This is a genomic window from Pseudomonas sp. TKO26 (assembly GCF_003225665.1).
In the GTDB taxonomy this organism is placed as follows: Bacteria; Pseudomonadota; Gammaproteobacteria; order Pseudomonadales; family Pseudomonadaceae; genus Aquipseudomonas; species Aquipseudomonas saponiphila.
In genome coordinates this window covers 370163-390569 of the sequence record NZ_QKLN01000004.1, presented here as the reverse complement: position 1 = coordinate 390569, position 20407 = coordinate 370163, and the positions used below count along the sequence as shown (strand labels likewise).

Genomic DNA, 20407 nt, shown 5'->3' with positions numbered 1-20407 from the left:
ACCACCACCACCACCACCACCACCACCACCACCCCATGACCGCAACAACAAACACCTGCCAACCCAAAAAAACCGCCCAAACACCTTGCCCCACCCCCTCACTTCATTCAGCATCCGCGCTCAATTTTTCCAGGGAAAGGAACACGTCATGGTCGAAGACCTGTATTACGACGACTACCCAGAGGCCAAGGCCGAACTGCTCAAGGCCATCGAACGCGGCCGCCTGCCACTGCTGACCCAGGAACTCAACGCCTACGACTGCATCCAGGCGATCTTCGAACTGGACGCCATCAACAACCCCAAGGACGAGGAAGACGCCTTCTTCGACCTGGCCCTGGCCCTGATCGGCTGGATCCCAGGCCCCGGACAAGGCCTGAAAATCCTCCTGCGCCTGATCAACCGCGCGCCAAAGCGCCACGCCGAAAAACTCTTCGACCTGATCCGCCACACCCTGCTGGCCTGCCGCCTGAAAACCAGCCCCGAACAGCTGCTGGAAAAGTGCCTGGACCCTGTGCGCCTGGCCGAAGAGCTGCCCGAGATCATCCGCGGCGTCAGCGCCTCCAGCACCTTCAACGGCCTCACGCCCCAGCAGCAGCGCCTGGTGCTGCACAACCTCAACGAAGCCTGCGAACACAGCGAATTTCTCATGGTGACGGTGCAAGAGCGCATCGCCCCGTGGATCGCCGAGCAGCGCAACAACTCGGCCGCCGCCCACAGCCGCGGCCCGGCCCTGGTGCCCAAGCCGCAGTCGTCCCTGGAACCGCGCCCAACGACCATCACCGCCGCACCACAACCCGGCGCCCACGACGCCGCCAGCCTCGCCCAGGACGTCAACCAGGGCCTGGAACACCTCACCGGTGAGGGCAACTGGCTGGAGCTGAATCTGCACTACCCGAACCTGGAGCCGGTGTCCGGCGCCGCCTACCGAGCGGTGTTCAGTGACGGCTCGCAAGCCGAGGGCAACCTCGACCAGGAAGGATTTGCCCGCCTGGAAGGCATCCCCGAGGGCCCGGTGAAGGTCTACTACGGCGAAGACCCGCGCCCATACCTGCGTCGGCCAATCGTTGCCCTGCCCGCGGATCCACAGCAGTTGCAAGAAGAGCTGGAACAGCTCGACCTGGATCCCGCCGAAGTCGACCTGGCGACCCTGCTGCTGGAAACCTCGCAGCGCAAAGCTCCCTTCACTCTGATTCCCGTCTACTGAGGCCCGGCACCGAGATGAACCGCAGACAAGTGTTCCTCAGCCACAAGCAGTACCACGACTTCCTCGAAAGCCTGGCCGGCGAAGAGGCGCACTGGCAGACCCACTCGATGATGGCCGACAGCCCCGAGCAGGAAGCCTCCCTCAAGGCCTCCAGTGTGCGCAGCGCGCGCCTGCAGCACCTGATCCTGGGCTACACCGGCGGTGCGCCCATGGAGCAACTGGCCCAGGAGCTGGATGGGGTGATCGAAGGCTACGAGGACTACCAGCGCAAAATGGGTGTTTATGAAGAACGGCCAGATATCGCGCCGCTGAACATCGAAGACTACCCCGACGAGTACGAGGAATATGTCCAGGTGATCAGCCTGTGCATCCTGCTGCAACGCAGCGACCTGCTACCGCGTCTGGTGCTGCTGCAGGACCGTGCCGGCTTTGGCGGCCAGGACACCCTGATCGAGGACCTGCTCAAGGCCTACCTGCCGGATCGTGAAGACGTCGACCAGTGGTTCCATCACGTCTCTACCCCCCTGATCAGGGCCATCTACACCGAAGACCCGGAGGAACCCCGGGAGCTGCTGGTGGAGTACTGCAACCAGTGGTACGAGGCCTTCGAACAGGCCCCGTGGCACGACAGCCACCTGTACGGCGACGAGGGCTCCTACTTCGGCTACTGGGCCTTTGAAGCTGCGGCGGTGGCCTACCTGTTCGGCCTGGACGACAGCGCGGTGAAACACATGGTCTTCCCCCGGGAGATGCTCGAATACGCCCGGCGCTTTACCCCACCGCCGATGCCCCAATAGCTGGCGCAGCGCTGATAGGCCCCGTTTACCGCCCCTTCTTAAAGGTTATGCATTGCCCATGAAATCCTGGATCAAGACCCTGCTGATCACCCTGCTCGCGGCCGCCCTGTGCCTGCTGTTCTCCCGCGTTGTGCTGCCCCCGCTGATGGTGCAGCTGATACCGCCGAGCTGGGAAGGCGTCCCGTGGTTCTGGGTCAATCTGCTGCTGGCCGGTTTCCTGGCCGGGCTGGTGGTGGCGCCCATGCTGCGCACCCGGCGTTACTACCCGGTGCCGCTGCTGCTGTTGCTGTCGACCCTGGTGGTGGTCGGCAACTGGGCGCAGAGCCGTTGCAACGACGCCCAACTGCAGGCCATCGAGCAGCTGGAAAGGCGCAGCGCGAGTCATTCGAACCTGGGGTTCTCCAATGAGGAACCCGTGCCTTCGGCGCCCGTGGACGTGAGCGCCACACCGGGCGTCTGGGCCCATGAACAAGGCTACGGATATGGCTACAGCTGCACCCGCCCGGGGGAAACCCAGGGCTACCTGATGCCACAGTTGATGAGCTTTGGCATCAGCGTGCTGGGGCTGTTGCTGGCCCTGCTGATCGGCCCCGGCCGGCGCCGCGCCCGCTGAGGAAACCGTAGGAGCTGGCTTGCCAGCGAAGGCGTCCGCAAGTGCTGCGCAAGACTCAAGGGCCTCTTCGCCGGCAAGCCGGCTCCTACAGGTTGTACCGCAAGCCCCGAGGGGGTGTAGCGCGAACCCCGAGGGGTTGTAGGAGCTGGCTTGCCAGCGAAAGCGTGCGCAAGGTCGGGGCTCAGCGGCCGCCGCCCAGGTCGATGAAGCTGCCGGTGGTGTAGGAGGCTTTGTCCGATAGCAGCCAGAGAATGGCTTCGGCCACTTCGTCGGGACGTCCGCCACGGCCCATGGGAATCGCCGACTCCAGTTTGCTGACCCGGTCGGCGTCGCCGCTCAGGGCATGAAAGTCGGTGTAGATGTAGCCCGGGCGCACCGCGTTGACGCGGATGCCCTCACCCGCCACTTCCTTGGACAGGCCAATGGTGAAGGTGTCCAGGGCGCCCTTGGACGCGGCGTAGTCGACATATTCGCCCGGAGAACCCAGGCGCGCCGCCACCGAAGAGACGTTGACGATGCTGCCGCCCTGGCCGCCATGGCGCGGCGACATGCGCAGCACGGCGTGCTTGGCGCAGAGGATCGGCCCCATGACATTGGTCTTCATGATCTTCTGGATGCGGAATTCGGACATTTCATCGAGACGGGACTTGTGCCCCACGGTCCCGGCGTTGTTGACCAGGGCGGTGACCCGGCCCAGTTCGCTGTCGACCCGTTGGAACAAGCCAATGACTTCATCTTCGATACTGACGTCGGCCCGGACAGTGATGGCCTGGACGCCCAGGGCGCGAACCTGCTCCAGCACCTGGTGAGCCGCCTGTTCGTCGGCCTGGTAATTGATGCACACCTTGAAACCCTGCTGCGCGGCCAGCAATGCCGTGGCCGCACCGATTCCCCGCCCGCCACCGGTGATGACGATGACTTTGTCCATACTGCCGACTCCCTGACTGATCATTTCAACGCCCGCCATTAAACACCCCACAGGTAGCGATGAAAACCGCAGTGACATCAATCCGCCTCTAGCCAAAGGTCGCAGGAGCTCGCCCCCGGCGATATCCGCCCGATGCCGAGTCAGGCCTTGCGTTCAGCCTGCTGGATACCCTGCATGAAGCTCTCGGGCGGTAGCGGGTGGCCCAGGTAATAGCCTTGCAGCGAGTCGCAGCCCAACTGGGTAAGGAAGCTCTGCTGCACCCCGCTCTCCACCCCCTCGGCGACGATGCGCAGGCCCAGGGCCTGGCCCAGGGCGACGATCGCCGAGACGATGGCGGCGTCGTCGCTGTCGTGCTCCAGGTCACGGACGAAACCACGGTCGATCTTCAGCTCGTTGGCCGGCAGGCGCTTGAGGTACATCAGGCTCGAATAGCCGGTGCCAAAATCGTCGATGGACAGGTCCACCCCCATGTCCGAGAGCTGCTGCAGGACGATCATGCTGACATCGGCGTCGTTCATCGCCGTCGTCTCGGTGATTTCCAGGGTCAGGTTGTTGGCCGGCAACTGATTGCTCTCAAGGGCCTGGGCCACGCTCTTGACCAGCCCCACATGGCAGAACTGCAAGGCCGAGAGGTTCACCGCGATGCGCCAGTCGGTATAGCCCTGGACATACCACTGGCGCATCTGCCGGCAGGCCTCGTGCAGCACCCAATCGCCGATGGCGATGATCAGCCCGCTCTTCTCCGCCAGTTCGATGAACTTGTCCGGCAGCAACAGGCCGTGCTGCGGATGCTCCCAGCGCAACAGCGCCTCGGCCCCCACCGGGCGACCGTTGCCGGCATCGAACTTGGGCTGGTAGTAGAGGCGGAACTGATTGTGCTCCAGGGCATTGCGCAAATCCTGGAGCAGCTGCAGCTGGCGCCGGGCGTTGCTGTTCATCGAGGCATCGAAAAAGCTGTAGCCGTTCTTGCCGGTGGCCTTGGCGTGATACATCGCCGCGTCGGCGTTCATCAGCAGTTCCTGGGCGGTCAGGCCATTGCCGGGGTACACCGCGATGCCGATGCTGGCGGAAATCTGCAGCTCGTGGTCGGCCACGCGGAACGAGCGGGACACCAGGCCCACCTGCCGCGCCGCCAGGCGCAAGGCGTCATCCGGCTCGCCGAGCTGTACCAGCAGCACGAACTCGTCGCCGCCGATCCGTGCCAGGGTGTCTTCGCTGCGCAGGTCCTCGCGCAGGCGCAGGGCCACTTCCCGCAGCAACTGATCACCCATGTGATGGCCAAAGGCATCGTTGACCGGCTTGAAGCCGTCCAGATCGATGAACATCAGCGCAAAGCAGCCGCCATGGGCGGTCACCCGGTGCATGGCCTGATCGATGCGGTCGGCCAGCAGAATGCGGTTCGGCAAACCGGTCAGGGTGTCGTGCAGAGCCAGCTGGGTCAGTTCCTTGTTGGCCTCGGTCAAGGACTGCGCCAGCACCGCAGTGCGGGCTTCCAGGCGGGCGTCCAGCACCGAGGTCAGCAAGGCGATGATCAGCACCGCCAGGGTGGTGATCAGCACCAGATTGTCCAGGCCCCTGCCGCTCAGGCCGTTGCCCAGGGCCCCACAGAAACTGCCGTCACTGAAACGCGCCGCGGCCATGCCGGTGTAGTGCATGCCGACGATGGCAAAGCCCATCACAATCGCCGCGCCGGCGCGGGCCAGACGCACATGGGGGGTGTTCTGGCGCAGGCGAAAGGCGATCCACAGCGCCGCCAGCGAAGCACCAAAGGCAATCAGCAACGAGGCGCTGAACAGGCTCGGGTCGTAGTCGATACCCGGCTGCATGCGCATCGCCGCCATGCCGGTGTAATGCATGCCACTGATACCGACGCCCATGATCAAGGCACCAAACAGCAGTTGCCCCAGCGGCAGGCGCGGCTGGCTCACCAGCCACAGGGCGAAGCCGCAGGACAGGATCGAGATCAGCAGCGACAAGGCGGTCAGCGCAACGTCGTAGCCCAGCTCGATGGGCAGCTCGAAGGCGAGCATGCCGATAAAATGCATGGACCACACGCCAATGCCCATGGCCAGTCCGCCGCCGCACATCCACAGGTAGGCTGCGCGGCCTTTGGTGGTGGTGATGCGTCCGGTGAGATCGAGGGCGGTATAGGAAGCGAGGATCGCCACGAAAATGGAGATCACGACCAGGGCGGGTGAATAACTACCGATGAGCATGGGGCATCTCTTGGCCGTTGTGCCGATGTTTGCCCGGCGGGCAAAAGCGCAGATTGTACTGATTGCGCAGAAGAACGCATCTACAAAGTGAGCAAAAAGCCAGTAGTCAGACAGAACGTCTGGCCCGGGCCTTTGATGCCCCTACAGGGCTTGTGGGCATGGGCTTTGCGCGACGTTTTCGGCGGCCCTCGCGCGCCCCTGCGCAAGGGCCCAGCGGCGACTTATTGCTGCTCGCTGACCTGCAGCTGGCCGTCCCAGCCGCCACCCAGCGCGGCGATCAATTGCACGCTGGCAATCAGCCGGCTCTGCAGCAGGCTGAGGACGCTGCGCTCGTTGCTCAGGGCGGTGGTCTGGCTGGTGACCACGTCCAGATAACCGATGAGTCCGGCCTTGTACTGGTTCTCGGTCAGGCGCAGGGCCTCGCGGGCCGAATCCAGGGCCTGCTGGCGTACCCCCGCCTCGTCCTCCAGGACCTTGAGCTGGATCATGTAGTTTTCCACCTCGCGGAAACCGTCGAGCACGGTCTGCCGGTACTTGGCCACGGTCTGGTCATACACGGCCTCGGTGCGATCCACTTCCGCCGAGCGCTGGCCGCCGTCGAACAGGGTCATGGCCAGTTTCGGCCCCACCGACCAGAAGCGGTTGGGCAGGCTGATCCAGTTGGCGTAGGTACTGCTGCTGTAACCGCCGGCCAGGCTCAGGGTCAGGTCCGGATAGTAAGCCGCCTTGGCCACGCCGATCTTGGCATTGGCGGCCATCACCGAACGCTCCGCCGAGGCGATGTCCGGACGCCGCTCCAGCAACTGCGAGGGCACGGCCAGGGGGACCTGGGGCAGCAGCGGAATCCGGGTGGTTTCCGCCAGGTTGAATTCGGCCGGCGGTACGCCCATCAGCACCGCGATGGCGTTCTCGAACTGCGCCCGCTGCCAGATCAGGTCGATCAGGTCGGCCTGGGTGCTTTTGAGCTGGGTCTGGGCCTGGGCCACGGCATCCTTGCCGGACACCCCGGCCTGATACTGGTTCTGGGTCATGGTCAGGGAGCGCTGATAGGCCGCCACCGTGGCTTCCAGCAAGCGCTTCTGTTCATCGATCACCCGCAGTTGCAGGTAGTTCTGCACCAGCTCCGACTGCTGGCTCAGGCGCATGGCCGCCAGATCGGCGAAGCTCGCCTCGGCGCTGGCTTGGTCGGCTTCCAGGCCACGGCGCAGCTTGCCCCAGACATCCGCCTCCCAGCTCACCCCCAGTTGGGTGTTGTAGGTGTCGCGAATGCCGCTGCTGGAGCTGCTCAGCCCCGAACTGCTGCTGCCGGTGCCCTGGCTGGCGCGGGTCTTGCCGGCACTGAGGTCGACACTGGGGAAGAACGCCCCGCGGGAGCTGCGCACCATGGCCTGGGCCTGACGGTACTGGGCCTCGGCCTGGGCCACGCTCTGGTTGGAACTGTTGAGGCGCTCGATCAGGCCGTTGAGCTGGGCGTCACCGTACAGCTCCCACCAGGCACCCCGGGCCAGGGCATCGCTGGGATTGGCCTGGCGCCAGCCCTGGGCCTCCTTGTACTGCACCGGCTCGGCCACTGGCGGGCGCTGGTAGTCGGGACCGATGGCGCAGGCACTGAGCAGCGCCACGCACAGGCCCAGGCTCAAGGCCCGCGAACCCCGGGCCATGGCCAGGCACTGGGCGGACAGCAGAGTAACGGGACGGGACGATTGGTCGGTCATAGCGGCGTTTCCAGAGCGGCATCGGTACGGACCCCACGCCAGTGGTTGAACTTGTGGCGCAGGCGATCGAGGTAGAGGTAGACCACCGGGGTGGTGTAGAGGGTCAGCACCTGACTGAAGACCAGGCCGCCAATGATGGTCAGGCCCAGGGGCTGGCGCATTTCCGAGCCTTCGGCGCCCCCCAGCAGCAACGGCAAGGCGCCGAGGATCGCCGCCAGGGTGGTCATCAGGATCGGCCGCAGGCGTTGCAGGCAGGCACTGCGGATCGATTGCAACGGGTCCAGGCCCTGGTGGCGCTCCAGTTGCAGCGCCAGGTCGATCATCAGGATCGCGTTCTTCTTCACCACGCCGATCAGCAGGAACAGCCCCAGCAGCGAGATCAGGCTGAACTCGCCGCCCAGCACGTAGATCGAGAGCAAGGCGCCGACCCCGGCCGACGGCAGGGTCGAGAGAATGGTCAGCGGGTGGATGTAGCTTTCATAGAGCACCCCGAGCACCAGGTACACCGCCAGCAAAGCGCCGAGGATCATGAACGGCTGGCCCTTCTGGGTGGCGGCGAAGGCATCGGCGGTACCGGCCATCTTGACGATCACGTCCTCGGGCATGCCCAGCTTGGCGATCGCCCGTTCGATGGCGGCGGTGCCCTGCTCCACGGTCACGCCTTCGGCCATGTCGAAGGAAATGCTCTCCGAGGCGAACTGCCCTTCGTGGCTGACCCGGTCGTCTTCCAGGCTGTTTTCGTAATGGGCGATGGTCGACAGCGGAATCCGCGCGCCCTCGCTGGTGATTACCTGCACCTGGTTCAGGGTGATCGGGTCCCGGGCGTATTTCGGGTTGACCTCCATCACCACCTGGTACTGGTTGAGGCTGTCGTAGATGGTGGAGATCTGCCGCTGGCTGTAGGCGTTGTTGAGCACCGCGGTGACCATGTTCATGTCCACTCCCAGGCGCTTGGCCTGGTCGCGGTCGACCACCAGGGTCACCTGCTGGGCACCGCGGCCTTCGCGGGCATCGATGGCGGTCAGCTCGGGCAAGGCGCGCAGCGCGCTGACCACTTTCGGGTACCACTGGCGCAGCTCGCCCAGGTCACCGCTTTGCAGGATGTAGGAATACTGCGAGGTGGTCTGCTCGCGGCCGCCGCCGAACTGCAGGTCCTGGTCGGCCATCAGCATCAGTTGCGCGCCAGGCACCTTGGGCATTTCCTTGCGCAGGCGCTCGATGACCTTCTGCGCCGAGATATCGCGCTCCTTGATCGGCTTCAGGCGCACCAGCATGAAAGCGTTGTTGGTGCCGTTGTTGCCGCCGATGAAGCCGGCCACGCTTTCCACCGCCGTGTCCTTGAGCACCGCGCGGCGGAAGATCTCCATCTTCGGCTGCATCACGCTGAAGGACAGGCCGTCGTCGCCCCGGACGAAGCCGATCAACTGGCCGGTGTCCTGCTGCGGCATGAAGGTCTTGGGCACCACCACGTACAGGGCCACGTTGACGCCGATGGTGACCAGCAGGCTGAACAGGGTCAGGCGCTTGTGCCGCAGCACCCAGTCCAGGCTGGTGGCGTACTTGCCCACCATCCACTCGTTGCTGCACCGGCTCCAGCGTTGCAGGGTGTTTTCCTGGCCCGGAGTGTGAGGCTTGAGCCAGCGCGCGCAGAGCATCGGGGTCAGGGTCAGGGACACCACCAGGGACACCACGATGGCCGCCGCCAGGGTGATGGAGAACTCGCGGAACAGGCTCTGGATGATCCCGCCCATGAACAGGATCGACAGGAACACCGCCACCAGCGAAACGTTCATCGACAGCAAGGTGAAACCCACCTCCTTGGCCCCCAGGTAGGCGGCCTTCATCGGCGCGATGCCTTCGTCGATATGCCGGGAAATGTTCTCCAGGACCACAATGGCGTCGTCCACCACCAGGCCGGTGGCGAGGATCAGCGCCATCAGCGACAGGTTGTTCAGGGAAAAGCCATAGAGGTACATGACGGCGAAGGTGCCCACCAGCGACACCGGCACCGCCAGGGTCGGAATCACCGACGCGCGGAAATTGCCGAGGAACAGGAACACCACCAGGATCACCAGGGCCACGGCGATCAGCAGGGTCATCTCGGCCTCGTGCAGGGTGGCCTTGATCACCGGCGAGCGGTCCATGGCCAGGTTGAGCTTGACGCTGGCCGGCAGCACCGCCTGCAACGCCGGCAACTGGGCCTTGATCTCGTTCACCGTCTCGATGATGTTGGCCCCGGCCTGACGGTTGATCACCAGCAGCACCGCCGCATCGTCGTTGAAGAAACCGCTGTTATAGCGGTCTTCCACCCCGTCGCTGACCTTGGCCACGTCTTTCAGGCGCAGGGCCGCACCGTCCTTGTAGTGGATGATCAGCGGTTCGTAGTCACGGGCCTTTTCCAACTGATCGTTGGCCTGGATCTGCCACAACCGCTGGTCGTCCTCCACCGAACCCTTGGGCCGGCGCTGGTTGGCATTGGCGATGGCATTGCGCACGTCATCCAGGGCCACGCCGTACTGGTTGAGCAACTGCGGCTCCAACTCGATGCGCACCGCCGGCAAGGAGCTGCCGCCGATCTGTACTTCGCCCACGCCCCGCACCTGGGACAGGCTCTGGGACAGGATGGTCGAGGCCAGGTCGTAGAGCTGGCCCTTCTCCAGCACATCGGAGGTCAGCGACAGCACCATGATCGGTGCCTGGGACGGGTTGACCTTCTTGTAGGTGGGCATGCTGCGCATGCCGCTGGGCAACAGGTTGCGCGAGGCGTTGATGGCCGCTTGCACTTCCCGGGCCGCGCCATTGATGTCGCGGTCCAGGTCGAACTGCAGGATCACCCGGGTCGAGCCCTGGCTGGAGCGGCTGCTCATGGTGTTGACCCCGGCGATCGCGCCGAAGGAGCGCTCCAGCGGCGTGGCCACGGTTGAGGCCATGACCTCGGGGCTGGCCCCGGGCAGGCTGGCCTGGACCACGATCACCGGAAAATCCATCTGCGGCAGCGGCGACACCGGCAGCAGGCCGAAGCTCACCCCGCCCAGCAACATGATTGCCAACGACAGCAGCATGGTCGCCACGGGGCGCTTGATGAAAGGACCTGAGAGGTTCATGGGCGACCGCTCCAAGCTGCAAGCCTCAAGCTGCAAGAGAAAAGCGGGGACTGCGCACGCTGTTGCCTTTGCTTGTGATCCAGCATGGTCGCCACGGAGCGTTTGATGAAAGGACCTGAGAGATTCATGGGCGACCGCTCCAAGCTGCAAGCCTCAAGCTGCAAGAGAAAAGCGCGAGCAATGCACGCTCTTGCTTCTGCTCTAACTTGAAGCTTGTAGCTTGCCGCTTGCCGCTGCCCCCCCTCACACCACTTCTCCTACGGCGGGCTTGGCAAACCGCCGCCCCAACCGATCAAACGCCAAGTAGATAACGGGCGTCGTGAACAGCGTGAGGATCTGGCTGACCAGCAGGCCGCCGACCATCACCAGGCCCAGGGGCTGGCGCAATTCGGCGCCGGAGCCGGTGGCCAGCATCAGCGGCACGGCGCCGAACAGCGCCGCCAGGGTGGTCATCAGGATCGGCCGGAAGCGCAGCAGCGCCGCCTGGTAGATCGCCTGCTCCGGGGCCATGCCCTGGTGGCGTTCGGCGTCGAGGGCGAAGTCGATCATCATGATCGCGTTCTTCTTGACGATGCCGATCAGCAGGATGATGCCGATGATGGCGATCATGCCCAGGTCATTGCCACTGAGGATCAGCGCCAGCAAGGCGCCCACCGCCGCCGAGGGCAAGGTGGAAAGGATGGTGATCGGGTGGATGTAGCTCTCGTAGAGTACGCCGAGCACGATGTACATGGTCACCACTGCCGCCAGGATCAGCAGCAAGGTGCTCGACAGCGAGGCCTGGAAGGCTTCCGCGGCGCCCTGGAAGCGGGTCTGCACGCCCACCGGCATGCCGATTTCCTGCTGCACCTGTTCGATGACGTCGACCGCCTTGCCCAGGGCCACGCCCGGGGCCAGGTTGAAGGACATCATCACCGCCGGGAACTGGCCGATATGGGCAATGGCCAACTGCGCCTGACGCTCCTCGACATGGGCCAGGCTCGACAGCCGCACTTGCCCGCCATCGGTGGTCTTGACGTGGATCTGCTCCAGGGCCTGGGGCCCGATGCGCTCGCCGGCCTGGGCCTGAAGCACCACCCGGTACTGGCTGGCCTGGGTGTAGATGGTGGAGATCTGCCGCTGGCCGAAGGCGTCATACAAGGCGTCGGTGATGTTGGCCACCGAAACCCCGACCCGGGACGCCGCATCGCGGTCGATCACCAGGTACACCTGCAGGCCCTTGTCCTGCAGGTCGCTGGCCACGTCGGTGAGTTCCGCGCGCTGGGCCAGGGCCTGCACCAGGCGATTGCTCCACAGGCTCAGCAGCTCGGCATCCGGCGACGACAGGCTGAACTGGTACTGGGTACGGCTGACCCGGTCTTCGATGGTCAGGTCCTGCACCGGCTGCATGAACAGGCGGATGCCCAGCAGCTTGTCCACTTCGGGCTGGATCCGCGCGATCACCTGGGCCGCGCTCAGGTCGCGCTGGCCGTGGGGCTTGAGGTTGATCAGCAGGCGGCCACTGTTGAGGGTGGCGTTGTCGCCGTCGACACCGATGTAGGACGACAGGCTGTCCACCGCCGGGTCCTGCAGGATGATCCTGGCCAGATCCTGCTGGCGCTGACTCATGGCGGCGAAGGACACCGACTGCGGCGCCTCGGAAATGCCCTGGATGACCCCGGTGTCCTGCACCGGGAAGAAGCCCTTGGGCACCACCAGATAAAGGAGCACGGTCAGGCCCAGGGTGCCGACGGCCACCATCAGGGTCAGGAACTGGTGCTTGAGCACCCACTGCAACTTGCGCCCGTAGCTTTCGATCAGCCAGTCGATCCAGGCCCCGCTGACACGGTAGAAACGCCCCTGCTCCTCTTCCTTGGGTTCGCGCTTGAGCAGCCGCGCGCACATCATCGGGGTCAGGGTCAGGGACACCACCAGGGAAATCAGGATCGCCACCGCCAGGGTGATGGCGAACTCGCGAAACAGCCGGCCCACCACATCGGCCATGAACAGCAGCGGGATCAGTACGGCAATCAGCGACAGGGTCAGGGAGATCAGGGTGAAGCCGATCTGCTTGGCGCCCTTGAGCGCCGCCTGCAGCGGGCTGTCGCCCTCCTCGATGAAGCGCGCGATGTTCTCCAGCATGACGATGGCGTCGTCCACCACGAAGCCGGTGGCGATGGTCAGGGCCATCAGGGTCAGGTTGTTCACCGAAAAGCCGGCCAGGTACATCACGCCGAAGGTGCCGATCAGCGACAGCGGCACGGCAATCGAGGGAATGATCGTGGCACTGGCCCGGCGCAGAAAGAGGAAGGTCACCATGACCACCAGGGCAATGGCGATCAACAGTTCGTGCTGCACATCCTTGACCGAGGCGCGGATGGTCTGGGTGCGGTCGGTGAGCACGGTGACGTCCAGGCCCGCCGGCAGGTTGTCGGTGATGCTCGGCAGCAGCGCCTTGATCCGGTCCACCACCTCGATCACGTTGGCCCCGGGCTGGCGCTGGATATTCAGCAGCACTGCCTGGTTCTCGTTGGCCCAGGCCGCCAGGCGCTCGTTCTCGGCGCCGTCGACGATCTCGGCCACATCCTTCAGGCGCAGGGGTGCGCCATTTTTATAGGCCAGGATCAGCTCGGCGTAGTCCTTGGGCGAGGTCAGTTGGTCGTTGGCATCGAGCATCGACACCCGGGTCGGGCCGTCGAAGTTGCCCTTGGGCTGGTTGACGTTGGACGCGCCGATCAGGGTGCGCACGTCCGAAAGGTTCAAGCCGTTGGCCGCCAGGGCCTCGGGGTTGACCTTGATCCGCACCGCCTGGCGCTGGCCGCCGGCAATGCTGACCATGCCGACGCCGCTGATCTGGGCGATCTTCTGCGCCATGCGCGTGTCCACCAGGTCATTGAGCTTGGGCAGCAGCATGGTCTTGGAGGTGATGGCCAGGGTCAGCACCGGGGTGTCCGCCGGGTTGACCTTGTTGTACACCGGCGGTGCCGGCAGGTCCTTGGGCAGCAGGTTGGTGGCAGCGTTGATCGCCGCCTGCACCTGTTGCTCGGCCACGTCCATATTGATGTCGAGGCTGAAGCGCAGGGTCAGCACCGAGGCGCCGCCGGAACTGGTGGAGGCCATCTGGGTCAGGCCGGGCATCTGCCCGAACTGGCGCTCCAGGGGCGCGGTGACCGCGCTGGTCATCACGTCCGGGCTGGCCCCGGGGTACAGGGTCATGACCCGGATGGTCGGGTAGTCCACCTGGGGCAAGGCCGACACCGGCAACAGGCGATAGGCGATCAGGCCGGCCAGGACAATGGCCAGCATGCTCAGGGTGGTGGCTACCGGACGGAGGATGAACAGCCGCGAGAAGTTCATGCGCCGACCTTTTGCGCCTTGCCATCAGCCGGCTTGCCATCCGCGGCCGGCGCGCCGGCGGGCTTGCCCTGCAGGTGCTCGGTGGGGGTGACGGGCACCGCCGCGCCGTCGTTGACCACTTCCACTTCGCTACCGTCCTTGAGGCGGTCGGTGCCTTCCATCACCACGCGATCACCGGCCTTGAGGCCGTCCTGGATTACCGTCAACTCGCCGTTGCTGTCGCCCACCTTGAGCGGACGGATCTTCACCTTGTTGTCGCCATCCAGGGCGTAGACGAAGGTGCCGTTGGTGCCGAACTGGATCGCCGCCGAAGGCGCCAACACTACGTTCTTCAGAGTGTCGGCCAGCAGCCGCACATTGACGAACTGGTTGGGGAACAGGCCCTGGTCGCGGTTATCGAAGCGCGCCTTGAATTTCAGGGTGCCGGTGGTGGTGTCGATCTGGTTGTCCAGGCTCTGCAGCACGCCGCTGGCCTGCAGCTTGACGTCGCCCCGGTCCCAGGCTTCCACCGGCAGCCTGGCGCCGCTGTGGTAACGCTTGAGCACGGTGTCCAGGGTGTTTTCCGGCAGGGTGAAGGCCACGCTGATCGGCTGGGTCTGGGTGATGATCACCAGTGCCGTGGTGTCATTGGCCGACACCAGGTTACCCACGTCCAGCTGGCGCAGGCCCACGCGGCCGGCAATCGGTGCGCGGATATTGGTGAATTCGAGGTTGAGCCTGGCGTCGTTGACCGCCGCCTGATTGGTCTTGACCGTGCCCTGGTACTGGCCCACCAGCGCCGCGGCGGTGTCGAGGGTCTGCTTGGCGATGCTGTCCTGGGCATACAGGCCGCGGTAGCGCTCAAGATCGACCTGGGCGTTCTTCAATTGGGCCTGATTCTGCAGCAAGGTGCCTTCGGCCTGGAGCAAGGCGTTCTGATAGGGGCGCGGGTCGATCTGTGCCAGCAGGTCGCCGGCCTTGACCATCTGCCCTTCCTCGAAATTGACCTTGACCAGTTCCCCCGCCACCCGGCTGCGCACATTGATGGTGTTCAACGCAGTCACCGTGCCCAGGGCCTTGAAGTACACCGCGAAATCACCCTGGGTCACCGGCGCCACGCGCACCGGGATCGGCCCGCTGGCCCCGCCGAAGCCGGGGCGCATGCTACCGCTGCGCCCGGTATGCCCCGCCGCGGCCTTCGCCTGTGCAGCCTCTTTGGGGGCGCTGCCGGCGGGCCAGAACTTCCAGCACAGGCCGCCCACCAGCAGCAGGACAAACAGGCCGAACAGCCAGCGACGAGAGTTGCGGGGAGCAGAGGATTGCATGGAATGATCAACCATTGGGCGCGTGGGAGTCTTCTTTGGGGAAGGCTGAAAGATAAGCACTGGAGCGGTTTTAGCAAAGCGCCTTTACCGGCAATTTACCTTTGACTGACGTTTCAAGGTGCGGCGCTAAGCCACTGAAGCACAAATAAAAACGGCCTGGACAGAGCCAGGCCGTGAATAATTGTAAAAGCTGTTACTTGAGCACGGCCAGGGCCGCGTCGTAGTTCGGCTCTTCGGCGATTTCCTTGACCAGCTCGCTGTGCAGCACGGTGTCGTTTTCGTCCAGCCCCACCACGGCACGGGCGGTCAGGCCGGCCAGCGGGCCGTCGGCAATGGCCACGCCGTAGTTCTCGATGAACTCGCGGCCACGCAGGGTCGACAGGTTCTGCACGTTTTCCAGACCTTCGGCACCGCAGAAGCGCGCCTGGGCGAACGGCAGGTCGGCGGAGATGCACAGCACCACGGTGTTGTTCAGTGCGTTGGCCTGGGCGTTGAACTTGCGCACCGAGGTGGCGCAGGTCGGGGTGTCGACGCTTGGGAAGATGTTCAGCACCTTGCGCTTGCCAGCGAGGCTGCTCAGGGAAACATCGGCCAGGCCGGCGCCCACCAGGGTGAACGCAGGCGCTTTGGAACCGACTTGCGGCAGTTGGCCATTAACCTGCACCGGATTGCCTTTGAGAGTGACTTGAGCCATGAACGGAGTCCTTATTGAACAGTGATGATGGAACAGCAATGAGAAATTCTTGAGAGGCCGAAGTTAAGCATGAAACGGCCCGAGCACCTATTGCCAGGCGGATAAATCGTCCAACAACCTGGCAGATTGCAGGGACTGGCTTGCCAGCCAAGGCGGTTTCGAAGCTGGCATCCGGCTCAAGGCCCCCTTCGCCGGCAAGCCGGCTCCTACAACAACCCGCGCACCATCTGCCTGCGTAGGAGCTGGCTTGCCAGCGAAGGCGTCCGCCAGAGCGCCGCAAGACTCAAGACCCCCTTCGCCGGCAAGCCGGCTCCTACAGGTGCGCCAGCAGCAGGTCCGCGACCGGGCCACCGGACGCCGGGTTCTGCCCGCTGATCACCCGCCGGTCTTCCACGGCAAACGACGCCCAGGGCTCGGCGGCCTTCTGGTACAGGGCGCCGCGCTTGAGCAGTTCGGTTTCGGTCAGGTACGGCACATAGGCGTCCAGCTCGGCGAGCTTCTCCTCTTCATTGGAGAACCCGGTGACCTGCTTGCCAGCGATCAACAGCGAACCATCGCTGAGCTTGATGTTCAGCAAGCCCACTGCGCCATGACAGACCGAACTGACGTAACCGCCCTGCTCATAGATGTCGCGACTCAGGGCCTGCAACTCGGGGTTGTCGGGGAAATCCCAGAGCACGCCATGTCCACCGGCGTAATAGATGGCCACATAGTCCCGGGCCTGGACCTGCGACGGTTTCAAGGTCGCGCCCAGGCGGCTCATGAAGGCGCTGTCCTGGTACCACTGCCAGTCGGTGTCGTCGGCCATGGCCAGGCTGTGGGGATCGATCGGCACGTAGCCGCCCTTGGGACTGACGTAATCCACCTCGAACCCGGCCGCTTGCACCTTCTTCACAAAATGCACCGCCTCTCCCAACCAGAGACCGGTGGCCCGGCTCAGGTTGGGGTATTTGGCCACGCTGGTCAGCACCACCAATATCTTCTTGCTCATGGGCATGCTCCTTGAACTTTGAATAGGAATGGGAAAACACAACACCGCGCCGCCATCACCCCAGCAAGCGCAACATGTTGCGGTGCCGGGCATCGAAAATCCGCGCCATGTAGGCGTTGACCACCAAGCGTTCCAAAGGTGCGCCACCGATGGCCCGATAAGTTACGCGGTCGGTGTACAGAGTGCCCCCTTCGGCGGCCTCCACCCGATGTTCATGACGAAAGGCGCGCAGCGGCCCCTTGAGCATCTCATCGACAAAATGCCGGTCGCTGACCTCTCGGATGACCACCGTCCACTTCGCCGGTATGACACCGAACATCCAGTGCAGGAAGCTGAACTGGCGTCCGACACTGATGCGCAGGTCATTGATGTCGATGCCGCCCAAGGCTGTCACGCGCTCGGGAAAGATCTTCGGAAAGTTGGCCCCTTCAAGGCAAAAATCCAGCACCTGGGCCGGGCTGCGGCCCGGCAGAAAAGTCGTGCGTTCCACTACAGGCATAGCTGACAGCTCCTTGCTCAACCCAAGATAAAGTTATAAACAACATCACATAACGATTATAAATAATTGTTTTTATTTGTTTTTTTAAATCAATAAACAACATTAACTAAACCTTGCAAACAGCATGGAAATAATCACAAATCGCTTTAACAGCCATCTCCACTGACCGCAACCCGGCCGGACTTGCCCCACGCCCGACCGACGCAACAGAGTGCCGCACACCCTGGCCCGCACGCCATACCACCTGCGCTGAATCGCCATACGCCTGCCGCTGTTCATTAGACGAATTCGAGTCGAGGGACTTTTACTCCGGAAACCGGTAGGGTGCGCCCTTTCCTCCAGTCATGTCTGGATGTTGCCAAGGGTTGCATGGAGTTCTATCGCCCAATGAGTTGCTGGACCCTACTCGGCCTGCCGGTCACCGCTGATACCCGCACCATCAAGCGCCACTACGCCAAGCTGCTGAAGCAGACCCGCCCGGATGAAGATCCGCAAGGTTTCCAGCGCTTGCGCGAGGCCTATGAACAAGCCCTGGCGCACAAGGACTGGGAACAGAGTCAGCCCCTGGAAACCGATACCGGCCATGGCCCGGCCGCCAGCGAGCCGGTGCTGTCGACGCTGTCGCCCGTGCAGCGGGTGGCCGTCCTGCTCAAGGAGCTGCACGTCGAGCAGCTCGACCAGCGTTATCAGCAGGCCCAGGAACAGGACTGCGCCTACGAGTTCGAACTGGCCCTGCTGCGCCATTGCGTCGAACGCCCGGCACAGGCCGACGCGGTCCTGCACTGGGGCTTCGAGCATCTGCGCTGGATGAGCGCCTGGCAGCGCCTGGATCTGCCGGAATACCTGGTGCTGGAGCTGCAGCAACAGCTGTATCAACAGGTCCAGGCGCCGCTGGCCGCGGCACTGCAGGCCAGGGATGAAACAGCATTCCTGCAGGCCTACGCCCAGCGCTCAGCGCACCCTTGGCTGCTGCACCTGCAACATCGCCAATGGTTCAACCATTGGCTGGCGCAATTGCTGGCGGACAGTCCCTATTGGTCGGTGGCGATTTTCCAGGCGCTGTGCGCCGGCCAGGGTTGGCGCTCCGCCGCCGATAACCCGTGCCCGGAAGAGCTGTGGCCGCGCCTGCTCAAACGCCATAAGGCCCCGCTGTACCTGGCCCGCCAGCAACAACTGGCCAGCGAACCGCCCATGACCCCGGAACACCGCGCCGCGCGCCTGTTGCTGGCATCCCTGAGCTTCAGCCAGCGCCGTGCCTGGGCCCGGCACCTGGGCACCCGGGACTGGGAGGCCTGCCACAAGCTGGCGGCGAGCCTGGCCGCCGACTACCCGGACATCGCCGCCGGCATGCCGGCCAGCAATCCCTACTTCTGGCGTGACTGGGAGCACGCCATCGACAGTTGGCCGATGCTCCTGGGCGTGCTCCTGGCCTGCCTGGCCGGCGCCGTGGGCCACTACAGCGGGCAAGATGCCAGCCCCTGGGAGATAGTCGGGGTGACGCTGGTCTGGTCCTTGTGCTTCTGCGCCGCGGGCGAAGGGCTGCAGCGGCTCTGGCAGCCCCTGAGCCAGCGCCTGTTGCCGTGGGACGAACGCCTCAGCCGGCGCCTGCCGCGCCGCCATGTGCCCTACCACGGCGTGCTGCTCATAGGTGATCTGCTGCCTGAGCTGCTGCTCGGTGGTCTGCTGGGCGCGGTGCTCCACCCGCTGGCCACCCCGGTGTATCTCGGGGTCCAGTTGTTGGTCGCCCTGGCCCGCCAACGGCGGATCGACCCGCTGAGCGCCTGGCAACGCATCAACCCCTGGCCACGCCGCCTGCTGCTGGGCACGGGGCTGATACTGCTGGTGGCCGCCATCGCCACCCTCAAGTGGTTCGACGAGCGCCACACCGCCGGGCGCTATCAGGGCCTGCAGCCCTGGACCGAGCGCCTGTGTGCGCGCATGCCGGCCCAGGTCGCCGAGTGCGCGGCGCCAGCCACCCAAGCCCAGTGGTACCCCAAGGAGGCCCGGCCATGAGCCAACGTCCGCTGCTGATCTTCGGTTGCGCGCTGATTTTCGGCTTGTTCGCCCTTCTGGGGGGCGCCCCCCAGATCGCCCGCTTCGAAGTCTGGCTGGCCGGCCTGGACAGCCGCGCCAGCGCCGAGGCCTCGGCCCGAGCGACACTGATCGACTGCGTCAACCAGTACGACGTGCCGTGGCGCCTGGGCTATTACACCTACGGCGCTCAATCGGCCTGGCGCATGGCATTCGCCGACCTGCTGAACAATGCCAGGGACTTTGCCGACAGCGCGAAAACCGACATGGACACCCTGCCCGCTCGCGAATGCGAGCCGCGCATGCTCTATCGCCTGCGCCACCTGCAGCCCGATGCGCCGCTGATCGGCCTGGCCGAGCGCTACATAGACGCACTGCACCAGGCCAACCTGGCCCGTCGCGCCCATTCCAGCGCAGTGCCCGGCGCCTACATGCCGGCCGAGGAAGATCCGGCCACCGTGGCCCGGCTCCAGCCCGACTTCGAGCGTTACCTGCAAGCTTCCGCCGACCTGCGCACAGCCCTGGCCAGCGCAGACATCGGCGCCCGGCGCGAACAACAGCGGCTGCTTGAACAGCGCCTGGGGCGGGACATCCATTGGCACCTGCTGGACTACATGATCCAGGCGCGGCTCACGGTGGAGCAGCTCGACCAAGGCGTGCGCGAGAAAACCCTGACCCCGGGACAACTGGCCAGGGCCAGCCAGGATCTGCAGCAGGCCTGGGATGCCGGACAACCTTTGCGCAACCAGCCGCAGAACGGCCGCAGCGAGTCAGCCCATTACCTGTGGAGCCAGATCACCCGGCCGGCCCAGCGCTACCAGCAGGCCCTGCACACCTTGCACCAGGATTGGCAGGAACGAGCCGCGCCCGAGCGCCTGAGCGAGGACTATCACAGCGTGGTGCGGGCCTACGACTCGCTGCTCAGCTACTACAACAAGCAGGCCCAGGTGGATTACTGAACGGGGCGGCCGTGCG

14 protein-coding genes are annotated in these 20407 nt (G+C 64.6%); 5 read left to right on the top strand and 9 right to left on the bottom strand.

The genetic code is table 11. The annotated features are described in order from the left end of the window. The first annotated feature begins 148 nt into the window (after positions 1–148). From DNK59_RS08860 to DNK59_RS08850, 3 genes are read left to right on the top strand one after another with little or no spacing between them, the layout of a single operon-like run. A complete protein-coding gene (locus tag DNK59_RS08860) occupies positions 149–1204 on the top strand; it encodes a hypothetical protein (protein ID WP_110722974.1) in 1056 nt (351 codons plus the stop codon). Positions 1205–1218: 14 nt separating this feature from the next. Then, positions 1219–2001 carry a PoNe immunity protein domain-containing protein gene (locus DNK59_RS08855; protein WP_110722973.1) on the top strand — a complete coding sequence of 261 codons (783 nt, stop codon included), beginning with the start codon at positions 1219–1221 and terminating at the stop codon, positions 1999–2001. Between the two features lie 58 nt (positions 2002–2059). Further along, positions 2060–2614, top strand: coding sequence for a hypothetical protein (locus tag DNK59_RS08850; protein ID WP_110722972.1), 555 nt, complete (start codon positions 2060–2062; stop codon positions 2612–2614). Between the two features lie 181 nt (positions 2615–2795). Here DNK59_RS08850 and DNK59_RS08840 read toward each other — a convergent pair whose 3' ends face one another. The 9 genes from DNK59_RS08840 to DNK59_RS08795 form a co-directional block, all read right to left on the bottom strand. Continuing rightward, entirely contained in the window at positions 2796–3542 is a 747-nt protein-coding gene (locus DNK59_RS08840) for an SDR family oxidoreductase (protein ID WP_060839453.1), read from the bottom strand. 140 nt (positions 3543–3682) lie between these two features. Then, a complete protein-coding gene (locus DNK59_RS08835) occupies positions 3683–5758 on the bottom strand; it encodes a bifunctional diguanylate cyclase/phosphodiesterase (protein WP_110722971.1) in 2076 nt (691 codons plus the stop codon). Positions 5759–5979: 221 nt separating this feature from the next. Further along, positions 5980–7473, bottom strand: coding sequence for an efflux transporter outer membrane subunit (locus tag DNK59_RS08830; protein WP_110722970.1), 1494 nt, complete (start codon positions 7471–7473; stop codon positions 5980–5982). Beyond that, the gene (locus tag DNK59_RS08825; protein WP_110722969.1) at positions 7470–10577 is read right to left on the bottom strand and encodes an efflux RND transporter permease subunit; all 3108 of its coding nucleotides are present in this window, start codon (positions 10575–10577) and stop codon (positions 7470–7472) included. Before DNK59_RS08825 ends, DNK59_RS08830 begins: the two co-directional genes overlap by 4 nt. Before the next feature lie 243 nt (positions 10578–10820). Next, complete coding sequence (locus DNK59_RS08820) at positions 10821–13913, bottom strand: MdtB/MuxB family multidrug efflux RND transporter permease subunit (protein ID WP_110722968.1); 3093 nt, start codon at positions 13911–13913, stop codon at positions 10821–10823. Then, positions 13910–15232: an MdtA/MuxA family multidrug efflux RND transporter periplasmic adaptor subunit gene (locus DNK59_RS08815; protein ID WP_110722967.1), complete on the bottom strand. Its 1323-nt coding sequence runs from the start codon at positions 15230–15232 to the stop codon at positions 13910–13912. The genes DNK59_RS08820 and DNK59_RS08815 overlap by 4 nt, the downstream gene beginning before the upstream one ends. 178 nt (positions 15233–15410) lie before the next feature. Then, positions 15411–15911: a thiol peroxidase gene (tpx, locus tag DNK59_RS08810; RefSeq protein ID WP_110722966.1), complete on the bottom strand. Its 501-nt coding sequence runs from the start codon at positions 15909–15911 to the stop codon at positions 15411–15413. A 313-nt stretch (positions 15912–16224) separates the two neighbouring features. Beyond that, positions 16225–16902, bottom strand: coding sequence for a type 1 glutamine amidotransferase domain-containing protein (locus DNK59_RS08800; RefSeq protein WP_092314532.1), 678 nt, complete (start codon positions 16900–16902; stop codon positions 16225–16227). Positions 16903–16957: 55 nt separating this feature from the next. After that, positions 16958–17401: an SRPBCC family protein gene (locus DNK59_RS08795; protein WP_110722965.1), complete on the bottom strand. Its 444-nt coding sequence runs from the start codon at positions 17399–17401 to the stop codon at positions 16958–16960. A 387-nt stretch (positions 17402–17788) separates the two neighbouring features. On the opposite strand from DNK59_RS08795, the gene DNK59_RS08790 reads away from it, so the two are divergent. Then, positions 17789–19414 carry a J domain-containing protein gene (locus DNK59_RS08790; RefSeq protein ID WP_110722964.1) on the top strand — a complete coding sequence of 542 codons (1626 nt, stop codon included), beginning with the start codon at positions 17789–17791 and terminating at the stop codon, positions 19412–19414. Continuing rightward, positions 19411–20391 (top strand): DUF3829 domain-containing protein, encoded by a 981-nt coding sequence (locus DNK59_RS08785; RefSeq protein ID WP_110722963.1) that lies wholly within the window; start codon positions 19411–19413, stop codon positions 20389–20391. Before DNK59_RS08790 ends, DNK59_RS08785 begins: the two co-directional genes overlap by 4 nt. Positions 20392–20407: the final 16 nt, after the last annotated feature.

What these genes read in the sequence shown, in the direction of transcription:
- DNK59_RS08860 (WP_110722974.1), top strand. Translation starts at nt 149, where the DNA reads ATGGTCGAAGACCTGTATTACGACGACTACCCAGAGGCCAAGGCCGAA.
- DNK59_RS08855 (WP_110722973.1), top strand. Translation starts at nt 1,219, where the DNA reads ATGAACCGCAGACAAGTGTTCCTCAGCCACAAGCAGTACCACGACTTC.
- DNK59_RS08850 (WP_110722972.1), top strand. Translation starts at nt 2,060, where the DNA reads ATGAAATCCTGGATCAAGACCCTGCTGATCACCCTGCTCGCGGCCGCC.
- DNK59_RS08840 (WP_060839453.1), bottom strand. Translation starts at nt 3,542, where the DNA reads ATGGACAAAGTCATCGTCATCACCGGTGGCGGGCGGGGAATCGGTGCG.
- DNK59_RS08835 (WP_110722971.1), bottom strand. Translation starts at nt 5,758, where the DNA reads ATGCTCATCGGTAGTTATTCACCCGCCCTGGTCGTGATCTCCATTTTC.
- DNK59_RS08830 (WP_110722970.1), bottom strand. Translation starts at nt 7,473, where the DNA reads ATGACCGACCAATCGTCCCGTCCCGTTACTCTGCTGTCCGCCCAGTGC.
- DNK59_RS08825 (WP_110722969.1), bottom strand. Translation starts at nt 10,577, where the DNA reads ATGAACCTCTCAGGTCCTTTCATCAAGCGCCCCGTGGCGACCATGCTG.
- DNK59_RS08820 (WP_110722968.1), bottom strand. Translation starts at nt 13,913, where the DNA reads ATGAACTTCTCGCGGCTGTTCATCCTCCGTCCGGTAGCCACCACCCTG.
- DNK59_RS08815 (WP_110722967.1), bottom strand. Translation starts at nt 15,232, where the DNA reads ATGGTTGATCATTCCATGCAATCCTCTGCTCCCCGCAACTCTCGTCGC.
- tpx (WP_110722966.1), bottom strand. Translation starts at nt 15,911, where the DNA reads ATGGCTCAAGTCACTCTCAAAGGCAATCCGGTGCAGGTTAATGGCCAA.
- DNK59_RS08800 (WP_092314532.1), bottom strand. Translation starts at nt 16,902, where the DNA reads ATGAGCAAGAAGATATTGGTGGTGCTGACCAGCGTGGCCAAATACCCC.
- DNK59_RS08795 (WP_110722965.1), bottom strand. Translation starts at nt 17,401, where the DNA reads ATGCCTGTAGTGGAACGCACGACTTTTCTGCCGGGCCGCAGCCCGGCC.
- DNK59_RS08790 (WP_110722964.1), top strand. Translation starts at nt 17,789, where the DNA reads ATGAGTTGCTGGACCCTACTCGGCCTGCCGGTCACCGCTGATACCCGC.
- DNK59_RS08785 (WP_110722963.1), top strand. Translation starts at nt 19,411, where the DNA reads ATGAGCCAACGTCCGCTGCTGATCTTCGGTTGCGCGCTGATTTTCGGC.